This window comes from Pseudomonas berkeleyensis, assembly GCF_014109765.1.
Taxonomy (GTDB): Bacteria; Pseudomonadota; Gammaproteobacteria; order Pseudomonadales; family Pseudomonadaceae; genus Aquipseudomonas; species Aquipseudomonas berkeleyensis.
Genome location: NZ_CP059139.1, coordinates 5,096,242 through 5,111,536, shown reverse-complemented (window position 1 = coordinate 5,111,536; position 15,295 = coordinate 5,096,242). Strand labels below are relative to the sequence as shown.

Below are 15,295 nucleotides of genomic sequence, written 5' to 3'. Positions count from 1 at the left end.
CGAATCGCAGCAGGCTCGGATTGCATTCGGGCTGCCGACTGCGCAAACCAGAGTGGGTGGAACAAAGAACTCTGTGGGAGGGGCTTCAGCCGCGATAATCGCCGCTGAAGCCCCTCCCACAATTGCCGGTCAGATTCAGCGCTTGAGCGTTTTCACGCCTTCGGCGGTGCCGAGCAGCAGCAGGTCGGCCGGGCGGGCGGCGAACAGGCCGTTGGTGACCACGCCGACGATGGCGTTGATGTCCGCTTCCAGCTTCACCGGGTCGGTGATCGACATGTTGTGCACATCGAGGATGATGTTGCCGTTGTCGGTCAGCACGCCTTCGCGGTACACCGGGTCGCCGCCCAGTTTCACCAGTTCGCGGGCTACGTGGCTGCGTGCCATGGGGATGACTTCCACCGGCAGCGGGAATTCACCGAGTACCGGCACCAGTTTGCTGGCGTCGGCGATGCAGATGAAGGTGCGTGCCACGGCCGCGACGATCTTCTCGCGGGTCAGGGCCGCGCCACCGCCCTTGATCAGGTGCAGGTGCTCGTCGCTCTCGTCGGCGCCGTCGACGTAGAACTCCAGTTCGCTGACGGCGTTGAGGTCGTACACCGGAATGCCATGGCCTTTCAGGCGCGCGGCGGTCGCTTCGGAACTGGCCACGGCGCCGTCGAATTCCATCTTGTGCTTGGCCAACGCGTCGATGAAGAAGTTGGCGGTGGAGCCGGTACCGACGCCGACGACGCTCTTGCTGTCGAGGCGGGGAAGAATGTGGTCGACGGCGGCCTGGGCCACGGCCTGTTTCAACTGATCCTGGTTCATCGCGGGTGTGCGCCTGCAGGGTGTAGGGAAAAGAGACGCGAATTATAGCCGCAAGTGACGCGCGGACGAGCCATTCGTCCGGGAAAACCCCGCGTTTCGTATGGTCGCCCGGCGCAGCGCTGGGGTAGACTCGGCAGTCCCCTCCAAGCCCGAAAACCTGCGAAATCGCCATGCTCGAACAGTACGTGAAGAAGATCCTCACCTCGCGCGTCTACGACGTCGCGGTGGAAACCCCGCTGCAACCCGCCCGTCAGCTCAGCGAGCGCCTGGGCAACCAGATTCTGCTCAAGCGCGAAGATCTGCAGCCGGTGTACTCGTTCAAGATTCGTGGCGCTTACAACAAGCTGGCGCAACTCTCGGCAGAAGACCTGGCGCGTGGCGTGGTCACCGCCTCGGCTGGCAACCATGCCCAGGGCTTGGCGCTGGCTGCCAAGCACATGGGCGTGAAGGCGACCATCGTCATGCCGCGCACCACGCCTGAGCTGAAGGTGCAGGGCGTGCGCTCGCGTGGTGGCAAGGTGGTGCTGCACGGTGATGCCTTCCCCGAGGCACTGGCGCATTCGCTGAAGCTGGTCGAGGAGAAGGGCTACACCTATATCCATCCCTACGACGATCCGCTGGTGATCGCTGGGCAGGGCACGGTGGCGATGGAGATCCTCCGTCAGCACCAGGGCCGCCTCGATGCGGTGTTCGTGCCGGTTGGCGGCGGCGGCCTGATCGCCGGCATCGCGGCCTACATCAAATACCTGCGCCCCGAGGTGAAGGTGATCGGCGTCGAGCCGGACGACTCCAACTGCCTGCAGGCGGCCATGGCCGCTGGCGAACGCGTGGTGTTGCCGACCGTCGGGCTGTTCGCCGATGGCGTGGCGGTGGCGCAGATCGGCCAGCACACCTTCGACATCTGCAAGCAGTACGTCGATGAGGTGATCACCGTCAGCACCGATGAAATCTGCGCGGCGATCAAGGATATCTACGACGATACCCGCTCGATCACCGAACCGGCCGGCGCCCTGGCCGTGGCCGGGATCAAGAAGTACGTCGAGCGCGAGGGCATCAGCGAGCAGGTGCTGGTGGGCATCGACTCCGGCGCCAACGTCAACTTCGACCGTCTGCGCCATGTTGCCGAGCGCGCCGAGCTGGGCGAGCGCCGCGAAGCGATCATCGCCGTGACCATCCCTGAGCAGCCGGGCAGCTTCAAGGCCTTCTGCGAGGCCCTCGGCAAGCGCCAGATCACCGAGTTCAACTACCGCTACAACACCGGTCGCGAGGCGCATATCTTCGTCGGCGTGCAGACTCACCCGGACAACGATCCGCGTGCAGCGCTGGTCGAGAGCCTGCGTGCGCAGGGCTTCCCGGTACTCGACCTGACCGACAACGAGCTGGCCAAGCTGCACATCCGCCATATGGTCGGTGGTCATGCTGCCGGTGTCAGCGACGAGATGGTGTTCCGCTTCGAGTTCCCCGAGCGGCCGGGCGCACTGTTCAATTTCCTGCAGAAGCTCGGTGGGCGCTGGAACATCAGCATGTTCCATTATCGCAACCACGGTGCGGCCGACGGTCGCGTGGTTGCCGGGCTGCAGGTGCCGGACACTGACCGTCACCTGGTCGCCGAGGCGCTGGATGCCATCGGTTATCCCTACTGGGACGAAAGCGACAACCCTGCATACAGCCTGTTTCTTGGCTGATTGAGCCTTGCTTGGCCTCGGCAACTGCCGAGGCCAAGTCGCAATGCACGCATAAAATTAATGAGGAAACCGTGATGGAACACTACCTGCTGGTACGCATTCTCCACAGCGCACCGGGCATCCTGCTGCTGCTCGGGCTGCTCGCTCATGCCTTCATGCTGTGGAAGGCGCAGCGCGCTGGCGACGCCGCCGTACTGGCGCGCAAGCTGCGCGTGACGCTGCGCTATAGCCTGCCGGCATTCACCGTGCTGGCGCTGAGCCTGCCGCTGAGCGGCTTCTGGCTGGTAGGTACGGCTGGCTGGCCGCTGGGGCAAACCTGGCTGTTGCTGGGTAACATTCTTTATGGGGTGATGATGCTGATCGGCCTGCTGTTGGCCGGCCGTCTTTCTGCCTGGCGCGCCCTGGCGGATACACCCGCTCCTGTAGCGCTCAAGCGCCTGTGCCTGATCTATGCCGGGCTGATTCTGATCCTGCTGATCGTCATCATGGCGCTGATGGGCGCCAAGCCGGCCTGAATACGGCTTCGGACGTGTAGGGTGTGCTGTGCACACCGGCTACTGACGATGTAGTCCGCGGTGCGCGCGGCGCACCCTACGTCACCGTGACGGTCAGCGCGTAGGGCGTACTCGGCTTTGGCTTCCTGCGTCGCTCTACCTCCTGCATCCATGCAGTCGTCGCGAAGCAGTATGCCGTTAGGTATATGCAACGCCACAGATCGGCGGGCTGCTCGCTTCGCTCGCGAGGCCGCCCTACATATGCCGAACGGCCGTGACGGTCTCAGCGCAGCGAGATGACCGGCCAGCCGCGTTCGATGGCGGTGGCACGTAGTACATCGTCCGGGTCTACTGCTACCGGGTTGGCCACGGCTTCGAGCAGCGGCAGGTCATTGCGCGAGTCGCTGTAGAAGTAGGCGCCGTCCAGGCTGTAATCGGTTTGTGCCAGCCATTCGTGCAGTCGGGTGATCTTGCCCGTCTGATAGCACGGCGTTCCGCTGATTAGCCCGGTATAGCGGCCATCGCGCATGCCGCACTCGGTGGCGATCAGGGTTTCCACGCCTAGGCGCTTGGCAATGGGGCCGGTAACGAAGCGGTTGGTGGCGGTGATGATCACCAGCTTGTCGCCAGCAGCGCGGTGTTCGGCGAGCAGCGCCTCACCCTTGGCCAGGATGATCGGCTCGATCACTTCGGCCATGAACTCGCGATGCCATTGATCCAGCTGCGCCATATCGCTGCGCCCGAGAATCGCCTGGCTGAAGTTCTGGTAGGCGATCACATCCAGCTTGCCGGCGCAGTAGTCGGCATAGAAGGCATCGTTGCGCGCCAGGTATTCGGCTGCGTCGACCAGGCCACGCTGGCAAACGAATTCGCCCCAGCTGTGATCGCTGTCGCCGGCGAGCAGGGTGTTGTCGAGGTCGAATAAGGCCAAGCGCACGGTTCTGTACCTGTTCTGCTGATGATTGGAGGCGCGCCAGAATAGCGGCTTTGGCCGGGCTTTCCCACCGCGTCGAAACCCGCATTGCTGCTGTCATCGGCTTTGTGGAACAATGCCGGAACTTGCGTCTACGAGGTTGTGTGCCGTGATCGATTCTGATGGTTTCCGCCCGAATGTCGGCATCATCCTGACCAATGATGTCGGTCAGGTGCTGTGGGCCAGGCGCATCAATCAGGATGCCTGGCAGTTTCCTCAAGGCGGGATCAATGATCATGAGTCGCCGGAGGAGGCGCTGTACCGCGAGCTCAATGAAGAAGTCGGGCTCGAAGAGAAGGACGTTAAAATCCTTGCCTGCACCCGCGGCTGGTTGCGTTATCGTCTGCCTCAGCGCCTGGTGCGTACCCACAGTCAGCCGCTGTGCATCGGGCAGAAACAGAAGTGGTTCCTGCTGCGCCTGACCGGCTCCGAAGACCGGGTGCGCATGGATCTCACCGGAAAACCTGAGTTCGATGGCTGGCGTTGGGTCAGTTACTGGTACCCGCTGGGACAGGTGGTCACATTCAAGCGCGAGGTCTATCGCCGCGCCCTCAAGGAACTCGCCCCGCGTCTGTTAGCACGCGACTGATTACGGATCCCACTCGAGCATGCTCAATACGCTGCGCAAGATCGTCCAGGAAGTGAACGCCGCCAAGGATCTCAAGGCGGCGCTGACGATCATCGTGCAGCGAGTGAAGGAGGCCATGGGCAGTCAGGTCTGCTCGGTCTACCTGCTCGACCCGGAAACCAACCGTTTCGTGCTGATGGCCACCGATGGCCTCAACAAGCGCTCCATCGGCAAGGTCAGCATGGCGCCGAGTGAAGGCCTGGTCGGCCTGGTCGGTAGCCGTGAAGAGCCGCTCAACCTCGAAGACGCCGCCAGCCACCCACGTTATCGCTACTTCGCCGAGACCGGTGAGGAGCGCTACGCCTCCTTCCTCGGGGCGCCGATCATCCACCACCGTCGGGTGATGGGCGTGCTGGTGGTGCAGCAGAAGGAGCGCCGTCAGTTCGACGAAGGTGAAGAAGCCTTCCTCGTCACCATGAGCGCGCAGCTCGCCGGCGTTATCGCCCATGCCGAGGCCACTGGCACCATCCGTGGTCTGGGCCGTCAGGGCAAGGGTGTGCAGGAGGCCAAGTTCGTCGGCGTGCCGGGTGCGCCCGGCGCTGCCGTGGGCACCGCCGTAGTGGTGCTGCCACCGGCTGACCTCAACGTCGTGCCGGATCGCGGTGTCGACGATATCGAGGCCGAGCTGGCGCTGTTCGACAAGGCGCTGGGCTGGGTGCGCGAGGACATGCAGGAGCTGTCCGAAAAGCTCGCCACGCAGCTGCGCAAGGAAGAACTGGCGCTGTTCGACGTCTATCTGATGATGCTCGACGATGCCGCCCTGGGTAACGAGGTGCGCAAGATCATCCGCACCGGGCAGTGGGCTCAGGGGGCGCTGCGCCAGGTGGTGCTCGACCATGTCGGGCGCTTCGAGTTGATGGACGATGCCTACCTGCGCGAACGTGCCTCCGACGTGCGTGACCTCGGCCGGCGTCTGCTCGCCTACCTGCAGGAAGAGCGCAAGACCTCCCTGGTCTACCCGGACAACACCATCCTGGTCAGCGAGGAATTGTCGCCCGCGATGCTCGGTGAGGTGCCTGAAGGCAAGCTCGCAGGCCTGATCTCGGTCACGGGGTCAGGCAACTCCCATGTAGCGATCTTCGCTCGGGCCATGGGTATTCCCACGGTGATGGGCGTAGTCGATCTGCCTTACTCGAAGATCGACGGCATCAAGCTGATCGTCGATGGCTACCACGGTGAAGTCTTCACCAACCCCAGCGATCTGCTGAGCAAGCAGTACGCCGACGTGGTCGAGGAGGAGCGCCAGCTCACCGAAGGCCTCGATGCCTTACGCGAGCTGCCCTGCGAGACGCTCGATGGCCAGCGCATGCCGTTGTGGGTCAACACCGGTCTGCTCGCCGATGTGGCGCGCGCGCAGCAGCGTGGCGCCGAGGGCGTCGGTCTGTACCGTACCGAAGTGCCGTTCATGATCAACGAGCGCTTCCCTAGCGAGAAGGAACAACTGGCCACCTACCGTGAGCAGTTGCAGGCCTTCCATCCGCTGCCGGTGACCATGCGTACGCTGGATATTGGTGGCGACAAGGCACTCTCCTATTTCCCGATCAAGGAAGAGAACCCCTTCCTCGGTTGGCGCGGTATCCGCGTGACGCTCGACCACCCGGAAATCTTCCTGGTGCAGGTGCGGGCGATGCTCAAGGCCAGCGAAGGGCTGAACAACCTGCGCATCCTGATGCCGATGATTTCCGGTATCCAGGAGCTGGAAGAAGCGCTGCACCTGATTCACCGCGCCTGGGGCGAAGTGCGCGACGAGGGCACTGACGTACCGTTGCCGCCAATCGGCGTGATGATCGAGATTCCTGCCGCGGTCTATCAGACTCGCGAGCTGGCGCGTCAGGTCGACTTCCTCTCGGTCGGCTCCAACGACCTGACGCAGTACCTGCTGGCAGTGGATCGCAACAACCCGCGGGTGGCCGACCTCTACGACTTCCTCCACCCGGCTGTACTGCAGGCACTGCAGAAGGTGGTCAACGACGCTCACGCCGAAGGCAAGCCGGTGAGCATCTGCGGCGAGATGGCCGGCGATCCGGCGGCCGCCGTGCTGCTGCTGGCCATGGGCTTCGACTCCCTGTCGATGAACGCCACCAACCTGCCCAAGGTGAAATGGCTGCTGCGCCAGATCACCCAGAGCAAGGCCAGCGACCTGCTCAGTCAGGTGATGACCATGGACAACCCGCACCTGATTTACAGCACCCTGCACCTGGCGCTGCGCAATCTCGGCCTGGGTCGGGTGATCAACCCCGCCTCGAATATTCAGGCCTGACCGCTACGGGTAGGATGCGCCGTGCGCACCACTTGACGAGCGGGCCGGTCTCCGGTGCGCATGGCGCACCTACCGTTCCAGACTGACCTCGCCCAGCAAGGCGCCATGCGGGCCGAAGCTTCGTTCGCTGATTCGCCAACTGCCGTCTTGCCGTAACGCCAGAGCGGTGCTGGCGCGTGTGCCGTATGCCGCGCTGGTGATGAATATGCTCGACAGCAGGCGCTCCGTTGCCAGGCCGACGCCGGTGTCTGGCAGCAGATGATCGGCGGCTTGCCGGTTATCGGCCATGATTGCCATCAGGGTTTCGTCATCGGCTTCGGTACTGGTCTGCAACGCTCTTCTGGCCTGTACCAGCTTCGGCCAGGGCGTATCGAGGCTGGCGTTGGACAGGCCGTAGACGCCGCTTTCAAGGCGTCTCGCTTCACCTTCGTGTGAGTTGAAATGCCAGAGTTGCGTGGTATCGCCGAGTAGCAGGTTGAAACCGGCGTACTGCTCGGCGCTACGCATGACTTGCTGCAGGTAGGCTTGCGGCGACATGTCGCTGCGCAGGAAGTCTGCGCTCAGCTCACCACGCGAGCGGGTACGGTTTGGCTGGCGCGGGTCGCGGATATTGGTCAGGGCGGCGAAACGGCCACTGGCCGTGATGCCCAGCCAGGTGCCTCCGGCCTCCAGATCGCGCCCGGCGAACAGACCCGGCGCCTCCCTCCATTCGCCCAGTGCTGCGCTGGGGCGGGCGTAGAACTCATCGCGATTGGCCGCCAGGCGCAGGGCTAGCGGGTTTTCCGGGCGCCAGGCAAAAACGATCAGGCACATGGGGCTTACCGAGCAAGGGTGTGCTTGCAGGCTAACGGGGTAGCGCCGCCTGGGCAACCGTCGGCTCCGGCTGCCGCTGGTGAGGCTTTTCCGCTACCATGCCGCTTTGTTTTCGGGGGTGTCGATGGAACTGCTGCTGTACCTGCTGCTGGGGGCGGCGGCTGGCGTGCTGGCCGGCCTGTTCGGCGTAGGTGGCGGGATCATCATCGTTCCGGTGCTGGTGCTGAGCTTCACCTCGCACGGCCTCGCGCCCGAGATCCTGACCCATCTGGCAGTAGGCACGTCCTTGGCCACCATCGTCTTCACCTCGATCAACTCCACGCTCGAGCACCATCGCCGCGGCGCCGTGCGCTGGCCGCTGTTTCGTTGGTTGACGCTGGGTATCGTGCTCGGCACCGTGCTGGGGGCGCTGACGGCAGCGGCGATCAAGGGCGAATGGCTGCAGAAGATCATCGGCACTTTTGCCGTGATCATCGCCATCCAACTAGCGCTGGATCTGAAACCTCGTGCCAGCCGCGATGTCCCAGGCAAGCCCGGACTGACCGCTGCCGGTGGTGTGATTGGCTGGGCTTCGGCGATCTTCGGTATCGGTGGTGGTTCGCTGACCGTGCCGTTTCTGGTCTGGCGTAGCGTGCCGATGCAGCAGGCGGTAGCCACCTCGGCTGCCTGTGGCTTGCCCATTGCCATCGCCGGTGCCCTGAGTTTCATCTGGACGGGCTGGGGCAACCCGCAGTTGCCGGCATGGAGCCTGGGTTTCGTTTATCTGCCGGGGTTGCTGGGTATCGCGCTGACCAGCATGTTCTTCGCCCGTATCGGTGCGCGCCTGGCTCATCGCCTGTCGCCGCGCCTGCTCAAGCGTCTGTTTGCCCTGCTGTTGTTCAGCGTGGGTTTGAGTTTCCTCGTTTAAGGAGTTTCGGATGCTGCCTTATCCGCAGATCGACCCGGTGGCCCTCGCTCTCGGGCCTTTGAAAATTCACTGGTACGGCCTGATGTACCTGGTCGGTATCGGCGGTGCCTGGTGGCTGGCTTCGCGGCGGCTGAACCGTTTCGATGCAACCTGGAACAAGGAGAAACTCTCCGACCTGGTGTTCTGGGTGGCCATGGGGGTGATCCTCGGCGGACGCCTGGGTTATGTCCTTTTTTACGATCTTGCAGCTTACATCGCCGAACCGGCGAAGATCCTGCGTATCTGGGAGGGCGGCATGTCCTTCCATGGCGGGCTGATCGGCGTGATGCTGGCCACCTGGTGGTTCGGCAAGCGCAACGGCAAGAGCTTCTTCGAGCTGATGGATTTCATCGCGCCGCTGGTGCCGATTGGCCTGGGTGCCGGGCGCATCGGCAACTTCATCAATGCCGAGCTGTGGGGCAAGGCCACCGACGTGCCGTGGGCGATGGTTTTTCCCACCGACCCGCAGCAACTGGCGCGCCACCCGTCGCAGCTGTACCAGTTCGCTCTGGAGGGCGTGGCGCTGTTCACCATCCTCTGGTTCTACTCGCGCAAGCCGCGCCCGACCATGGCGGTCTCCGGCATGTTCGCCGTGTGCTACGGCATCTTCCGTTTCATCGTCGAATTCGTCCGCGTGCCTGACGCCCAGCTCGGCTACCTGGCCTTCGGCTGGGTGACCATGGGCCAGATTCTCTGCATACCGATGATCCTCGCCGGCCTGAGCCTGATCGCCTATGCCTACAAGCGCCAGGCCGCCCAGGGAGTCGCGCCATGAAACAGTACCTCGACCTGATGCGCCATGTGCGCGAGCACGGCACCTTCAAGGAAGACCGTACCGGTACCGGCACCTACAGCGTGTTCGGCCACCAGATGCGCTTCGACCTGGCCGATGGTTTCCCCATCGTCACCACCAAGAAATGCCACCTGCGTTCGATCATCATCGAACTGCTGTGGTTCCTGCAGGGCGATACCAACATCAAGTACCTGAAGGACAATGGCGTCAGCATCTGGGACGAGTGGGCCGACGAGAACGGTAATCTTGGTCCGGTATATGGCTACCAGTGGCGCAGCTGGCCGGCGCCCAATGGCGAGTCGATCGACCAGATCAGCAAGCTGATCGAGATGATCAAGAAGAACCCGGACTCGCGCCGCCTGATCGTCTCGGCCTGGAACCCGGCGCTGGTCGAGCAGATGGCGCTGCCGCCCTGCCACGCACTGTTCCAGTTCTACGTGGCGGACGGCAAGCTGAGCTGCCAGCTCTATCAGCGTTCGGCGGATATCTTCCTCGGCGTGCCCTTCAACATCGCCAGCTACGCGCTGCTGACCCTGATGGTGGCGCAGGTCTGCGGCCTGCAGCCGGGCGAGTTCATCTGGACGGGCGGCGACTGCCACCTGTATGCCAACCATATCGAGCAGACCGACCTGCAATTGACCCGTCAGCCGCTGCCGCTGCCGACCATGAAGCTCAACCCGGAAGTGAAGGATCTGTTCGCCTTCAAATTCGAGGACTTCGAGTTGGTAGGCTACGAAGCGCACCCGCATATCAAGGCGCCGGTGGCGGTGTGAGATGGAAGTGAGTGGGCTCTATCTGGTGGGCTGAAGCCCACCCTACGCGTTATACCGGCAGCACCTGCGGATGCAGGTGAACGGCCAGCCATAGCGCGCCCTCCGAGGTGGACTCGACGCGGTGGGTCACCCTGGCGGGGATGAACAGGTAGTCGCCGGCAATCAGGTCGATTACCTCGCCAGCCAGGTTCAGGCGTGCCTCGCCACGCACCAGCATTACCCACTCGTCCTGCTCCTGCACGTAGTCCACCGCCTCCTGGCGGCCAGAGCTGAGGATGCGCTCGACCACCAGGTTGCGCTGCTTGAGCAACGTCTCGAAGCGCTCGCCTGTGGCGGGTGGTTCGCTGTCGGCGAAGAGGTTGCCGATGGAGGGATTGATCATCTGCAGATGCCTCTTATGGCGTAATTCACAGTCTTCTATATAGGTTCAGCTGGCGGAGATTTCGCTGCGCAGGCGTTCGACCTGTTCGCCGCGCTCGGCGTCTTCCAGGCGGGCACCGGGGTTCAGAGATGACCACTCCGGGTGAGCGCGGGCCACGTTCAGTGGCGCCGGCAACTTGCCCTGGCGCCACAGCGCTTCCTGCGGGGCATTGAGCGCGATGGCGTCCATGGCGGCGTGGCCGCGTACGTCCAGTGCTGCCAGCAACTGCTGTTGGCGCAGGGCAAGCAGACGCAGCACGGCATCGTCGACGGTCAGCTCGCGCTGGCCCTTCAATTTTCCCTTCAGTCTTTCCCCGTAGTTGCGCAGGGTCTGTGCGCTGCCGCCGATCACCGCGCCCAGTGCTGCTGCCGCGCCGAGGGTGAGGCCGCCGACCAACAGGTCGACGCCGACACCGGTGGCGGCGCCAGCGGCCATGCCGCCGCCGACCTTGATACCGAGCTGTTTGAGGGTCTCCGGGTTGAACAGGTCGTCGCCCCAGCGGCCGTCGAGCAGTGGCAGGTCGGTGGCCATGGCATCGCCGCGGCGAAAGGCATAAAGGCGTAGTAGGGCTTCGACGCAGCGTTGCTCGCGTTGGCGGATGGCAGCACGCAATTCGGTGATGGCGCCTTGCTCCAGCACGGGCTGGGCGGCGACGCTACGACGGCAGGCCGCGCAGTCGATCAGCAGCTCGGCGATCAGCCGGTTACCGGCCTGGCGCCTGGTCTGGCGTTGCGCTTCGTGATCTTCGATCAGCCGTTGCAGCTGCGGGCGGGATTTCTCCAGCAGCAGGGCCAGACTCTCATACAGGCGTCGTTCGCCATCTTCGGGTGGCGCAACGCTGTCGAACGCCACCAGCGCATGCAGGCCGAGGCGGGCCAGGGCCTCGCGCCACTCGCTTTCACGATGGCTGCCGCTGGCGACGAAGTTGAGCACCGGCAGCAGCGGCCGGCCGCACATGTTGAGTACCGCCAGTTCGTCGCGGTATTTGGCCAGCACCGGTTCGCGCACGTCGATCACGTACAGCCCGGCATCGGAGGCCAGCAACTGGCGCAGTACCTTGGCTTCCTGCTCGTAACGCTGGCGCGCCTCGCTGCCCTCGAGAAAACGCGCCAGGCGTGCCGGGCCATCCAGGCGCTCGCCGGGGCGGTCGAGGCGTTCCAGGTAGTCGAGCAGGGCGATGGCGTCTTCCAGGCCCGGGGTGTCGTACAGCTCCAGCAGCGCCTGGCCATCCACCGACAGGCGTGCGCCTTCGACATGGCGGGTGGTGCTGGCGCGCGGCGAGACCTCGCCGAAATCGATGTCGCGGGTCAGGGTACGCAGCAGCGAGGTCTTGCCGACATTGGTGTGGCCGACCAGGGCGAGTTTCAATGGCTCAGTCATGGCCGGTCTCCAGCCAGGTAAGCGGCGAGCTGTCGCGATGCGTGAGCTGTAGCTGATCCAGCGCCTGGTGCCAGTCGGCCAGGCGTGCGCTGTCCAGGATTTCGCCGGGCATTGGCGGCAGCAGCCAGATGCGTGTGGCCGAGGCCGAGCGCGCCAGTTCGCCGAGCAGTGCGAGGGTGCCGCGATCGGGCGAGCGACGTGGATCGCAGGCGATGGCCAGACGCTCGGGCGGGAAGCGTGTCAGTTGTTCGAGCAACTGGCGGCGCTGTTCACGGCTGTCGATGACGCCGGCGTCAGCCACGCCTCGGGGTAAGGAGGCTGGTGGCCATGAGCGGCGGTCGTCCAGCTCCAGGCCAAGCAGCAGGGCGCCGCTGCCCTCTTGGGCGCTGGTGCCCGCTTGTGGCTGATGCAGCGCGGCGGGTGCCAGGTCGCAGATGCCGAGGCGTTCGCTGTCCGGTTGCAGGCGCTGGCGCAACAAGCCGTAACCAGGCAGGTCGAGATCCAGGCGCAGCGCGCGTTTGCCGGACTGCCAGCGCCACAGACAAAACAGCGCCAGCAGCAGGCGTGGCAGCAGGCCATAGACCAGCAGCACGCCGACCAGCCAGCCGGCCCAGCTCTGCCGGGCGGCTTCGCTGGCAATGGCGGCATCACCGCTGGCGCGGATCAGTTCGATGTCCGGCAGGCTGAAACCAAACATGGCCGGCAGGGCGCCGATGGTTTGGGTCAGCGCGATGAAGGTATCGCCGCCGAGGATGGTGGTTTCCCAGACGAAGCCGTAGCGGCGCGTGGCGAGCAGCAACAACAGCGTGATTAGCGCTGCGAGCATCGCCAGCGTCCACAAGCCGTTGACCATCAGGCCCAGGCCCCAGCGAGTCAGGCGTTGGCGTTGCAGCATCAGCAGCAGGGCCGGGGCCAGTTGCGCGGCGCTGGCGTCGCGCGCCAGTTTCTCGCTGAGCCAGAGCCACAGGCGTCCAAGTGCGCCGGGGTTGTCGCGAGTCAGCAGCAGGCCGAGCAACCAGCCGATCAGCAGCAGGCCGTTGAGGCCCAGCAGGCTACCCAGTGCCCAGAACACGTTGACCGGCTGGCGCCCATCACCCAGTGCGGCCAAGGCCAGGCCGGCACCGCTGAGCAGGGCCAGCACGATCAGTAGCAGGCCGGCCAGACGTGCGCCCTGCAGCCAGTGCAGCAGGGCTTGCCACTGGCCATCGCGACGCGCCAGCAGCAGGGCGCGGTGCTGAATGCGTTCTGCCAGGTCGCCGCCTTCGGCGCGCGCCAGGCGATTGGCCTCGGTATCTTCGAGGGGGCCGGCGTGTTCTTCGCGCAGGCGAATCGTCTCGCTGAGCCAGAGGCGTTGGAAAAGGGTGGGGGAGGAGGCGTCAGTCACGCGGCGTCTCGTCATGCGGATCAGAGGTTGAGGATAACCCCTGATCCGCCCAGGTGCGAATCAGCGCTTGTCGCGCAGGCGTACGGCGATGTCCGGCTGGTCGATGAACAGGCCGTCGATGCCGCTGGCGAGAAAGGCGCGCAGCTCCGCGTCGATATCGCCGCGCTCAGCCGGGTCGTTGCCGTTGCGCAGGTCGTCCGGCAGAAAGTTGTTTTCGGCGCGGAAGGTGTAGGGATGCACCTTGAGGCCGGCGGCATGAGCGTCGCGCACCAGAGTGGTCGGTGTACTCAGCTTGCCGGTGGCGTCACGCGGGATGAGCATGCCTTTCTCCGGGCCGATGCCGCTGGCATAGCGGGCGATGCTCTTGAGGCCTTCAGGCGTGATCATCCGTGGGTAGCTCAAATCACTGCCGAGCGCCTGTTGATCGAAGGGCTGGCCCTCCATCCAGAGCAGCTGGATCAGGCGGATGGAGGTCAGGCCGCTGAGGGTCTTGAGGTTCTCCACCTCGAAGGACTGGATATACACCGGGGCCTCGGCGCTGTCGTAACCGTTGCGTTCGAGCACAGCCAGCAGCGGCCGTTCCATCGCCAGGCCGAGCTGCTGGAAGTGAGTGGGGTGTTTGGTCTCCGGATACAGGCCGATGACACGTTGCTGGCTGGCTTCCAGCCTTCTGACCAGGTCGATGATTTCCTGCAGGGTAGGAATCTCGAACTGGCCGTCGAAGCGCGTGTTGGCCGGGCGCACCTGTGGGATGCGCTCAATGGCGCGCAGGGTCTTCAGTTCGGCGAGGCTGAAGTCTTCGCTGAACCAGCCTTCCAGGCTGCGGCCGTCCACCGTCTGGGTGCGCTTGCGCGCGGCGAATTCCGGGTGCTGCGCGACGTCGGTGGTCAGCCCCAGTTCGTTGTCGTGACGCGCCACCAGTTGGCCGTCGCGCGTCATCACCAGATCCGGCTCGATATAGTCGGCCCCCTGCATCACGGCCAGGGCATAGGCGGCCAGGGTGTGCTCGGGGACGTAACCACTGGCGCCGCGGTGGGCGATGATCAGCGCTGTCTGCTCGCCTTGCGGGCGATATGGCTGCACGCCGGGTTGGCTCTGGGCCCAGTCGATGGCAGCTTGTACGCTGTCGGCCTGTGCTGGCGCTGCGCCAATCAGCAGGCCAGCGCAGAGCAGCATCCAGGGGCGAAAGAAAGTCGCGGTCATCAGGTCGTTTCCTCGTTCATCGTGAGCGGCAAGCCTGCCTCATCAGGTGTGACGATTCTGCGACCATCTCCGAATCGGCCATGCCAAAGGTGGCTGCTCGCGCATCCGGCGCTCTGTTATGCTCGCCGCCATGAACAAGACTCTACCCCTTTCCCTGATCGCCGCGCTCGCGCACAACCGCGTGATCGGCCGCGATAACCAACTGCCCTGGCACCTGCCGGCGGATCTCAAGCATTTCAAGGCGATGACCCTGGGCAAGCCGATCATCATGGGTCGCAAGACCTGGGATTCGCTGGGGCGCCCGTTGCCCGGCCGACTCAATCTGGTGGTGAGCCGCCAGGTTGGACTGACGCTGGAGGGCGCCGAGGTGTTCACCACGTTGCAGGCCGCCATCGAGCGGGCCGATGTCTGGGCGCGTGAAGAAGATGCTGAAGAGTTGATGCTGATCGGCGGCGCCCAGCTTTATGCGCAGGGGCTAGAGCTGGCGCAGCGTCTGTACCTGACCCGTGTCGGCCTCGATCCCGAGGGCGATGCGTTCTTCCCCGAAGTGAACGAAGCCGATTGGCGCATGACTTCCAGCGTCGAGCATCCGGCTTCCGCTGAAACACCGTTCTACGCCTTCGAGGTGTGGGAACGCCGCGACACATAATCCTAACGATCTTTCCGGCCGTCTCGGCCAGCGCCTTTTCCGGGTGCTGCGCGGCGGCCAGCGTCTTGCCTCTGCCTTGCCGTGCT

At 64.4% G+C, this 15,295-nt stretch carries 15 protein-coding genes; 8 read left to right on the top strand and 7 right to left on the bottom strand.

Features of this window, described 5'->3' with window-relative positions; translation table 11 throughout:
• Positions 1 to 135 precede the first annotated feature (135 nt).
• Positions 136 to 807: a ribose-5-phosphate isomerase RpiA gene (gene rpiA / locus HS968_RS23810; protein ID WP_179622889.1), complete on the bottom strand. Its 672-nt coding sequence runs from the start codon at positions 805 to 807 to the stop codon at positions 136 to 138.
• A gap of 170 nt (positions 808 to 977) precedes the next feature.
• Between rpiA and ilvA the strand changes: the two genes are divergently transcribed.
• On the top strand, positions 978 to 2,492 hold the full coding sequence (gene ilvA, locus HS968_RS23805; RefSeq protein ID WP_182368948.1) for a threonine ammonia-lyase, biosynthetic: 1,515 nt from the start codon (positions 978 to 980) through the stop codon (positions 2,490 to 2,492).
• Positions 2,493 to 2,566: 74 nt separating this feature from the next.
• Complete coding sequence (locus HS968_RS23800; RefSeq protein WP_119694145.1) at positions 2,567 to 3,007, top strand: DUF2269 family protein; 441 nt, start codon at positions 2,567 to 2,569, stop codon at positions 3,005 to 3,007.
• Positions 3,008 to 3,269: 262 nt separating this feature from the next.
• Here the strand turns inward: HS968_RS23800 and HS968_RS23795 are convergent, their stop codons facing one another.
• The gene (locus tag HS968_RS23795; RefSeq protein WP_119694146.1) at positions 3,270 to 3,923 is read right to left on the bottom strand and encodes a histidinol-phosphatase; all 654 of its coding nucleotides are present in this window, start codon (positions 3,921 to 3,923) and stop codon (positions 3,270 to 3,272) included.
• Positions 3,924 to 4,068: 145 nt separating this feature from the next.
• On the opposite strand from HS968_RS23795, the gene HS968_RS23790 reads away from it, so the two are divergent.
• Together HS968_RS23790 and ptsP are read left to right on the top strand one after the other, a co-directional pair.
• A complete protein-coding gene (locus tag HS968_RS23790) occupies positions 4,069 to 4,548 on the top strand; it encodes an RNA pyrophosphohydrolase (protein WP_106738377.1) in 480 nt (159 codons plus the stop codon).
• Between the two features lie 19 nt (positions 4,549 to 4,567).
• Entirely contained in the window at positions 4,568 to 6,847 is a 2,280-nt protein-coding gene (gene ptsP, locus HS968_RS23785; protein ID WP_182368947.1) for a phosphoenolpyruvate--protein phosphotransferase, read from the top strand.
• Positions 6,848 to 6,916: 69 nt separating this feature from the next.
• On the opposite strand, the gene HS968_RS23780 is transcribed toward ptsP, so the two are convergent.
• Positions 6,917 to 7,660 carry an NRDE family protein gene (locus HS968_RS23780; RefSeq protein ID WP_179622884.1) on the bottom strand — a complete coding sequence of 248 codons (744 nt, stop codon included), beginning with the start codon at positions 7,658 to 7,660 and terminating at the stop codon, positions 6,917 to 6,919.
• A 124-nt stretch (positions 7,661 to 7,784) separates the two neighbouring features.
• Here HS968_RS23780 and HS968_RS23775 point away from each other — a divergent pair, with 124 nt between their 5' ends.
• Genes HS968_RS23775 through HS968_RS23765 form a run of 3 tightly spaced genes read left to right on the top strand, consistent with a single transcriptional unit; the run spans position 7,785 to position 10,172 of the window.
• Positions 7,785 to 8,567: a sulfite exporter TauE/SafE family protein gene (locus HS968_RS23775; RefSeq protein WP_179622883.1), complete on the top strand. Its 783-nt coding sequence runs from the start codon at positions 7,785 to 7,787 to the stop codon at positions 8,565 to 8,567.
• A gap of 10 nt (positions 8,568 to 8,577) precedes the next feature.
• Complete coding sequence (lgt, locus tag HS968_RS23770) at positions 8,578 to 9,381, top strand: prolipoprotein diacylglyceryl transferase (protein ID WP_119694150.1); 804 nt, start codon at positions 8,578 to 8,580, stop codon at positions 9,379 to 9,381.
• The gene (locus HS968_RS23765; RefSeq protein WP_119694151.1) at positions 9,378 to 10,172 is read left to right on the top strand and encodes a thymidylate synthase; all 795 of its coding nucleotides are present in this window, start codon (positions 9,378 to 9,380) and stop codon (positions 10,170 to 10,172) included. The genes lgt and HS968_RS23765 overlap by 4 nt, the downstream gene beginning before the upstream one ends.
• A gap of 49 nt (positions 10,173 to 10,221) precedes the next feature.
• On the opposite strand, the gene HS968_RS23760 is transcribed toward HS968_RS23765, so the two are convergent.
• From HS968_RS23760 to HS968_RS23745, 4 genes are read right to left on the bottom strand one after another with little or no spacing between them, the layout of a single operon-like run.
• Positions 10,222 to 10,554, bottom strand: coding sequence for a cupin domain-containing protein (locus HS968_RS23760; protein WP_182368946.1), 333 nt, complete (start codon positions 10,552 to 10,554; stop codon positions 10,222 to 10,224).
• Between the two features lie 45 nt (positions 10,555 to 10,599).
• Complete coding sequence (locus HS968_RS23755) at positions 10,600 to 11,973, bottom strand: GTPase/DUF3482 domain-containing protein (protein WP_179622880.1); 1,374 nt, start codon at positions 11,971 to 11,973, stop codon at positions 10,600 to 10,602.
• A complete protein-coding gene (locus tag HS968_RS23750) occupies positions 11,966 to 13,372 on the bottom strand; it encodes a DUF2868 domain-containing protein (protein WP_179622879.1) in 1,407 nt (468 codons plus the stop codon). Before HS968_RS23750 ends, HS968_RS23755 begins: the two co-directional genes overlap by 8 nt.
• A 45-nt stretch (positions 13,373 to 13,417) precedes the next feature.
• Positions 13,418 to 14,560, bottom strand: coding sequence for a glycerophosphodiester phosphodiesterase (locus HS968_RS23745; RefSeq protein WP_407681638.1), 1,143 nt, complete (start codon positions 14,558 to 14,560; stop codon positions 13,418 to 13,420).
• Positions 14,561 to 14,690: 130 nt separating this feature from the next.
• Between HS968_RS23745 and HS968_RS23740 the strand changes: the two genes are divergently transcribed.
• Positions 14,691 to 15,209: a dihydrofolate reductase gene (locus tag HS968_RS23740; protein WP_238338876.1), complete on the top strand. Its 519-nt coding sequence runs from the start codon at positions 14,691 to 14,693 to the stop codon at positions 15,207 to 15,209.
• Positions 15,210 to 15,295: the final 86 nt, after the last annotated feature.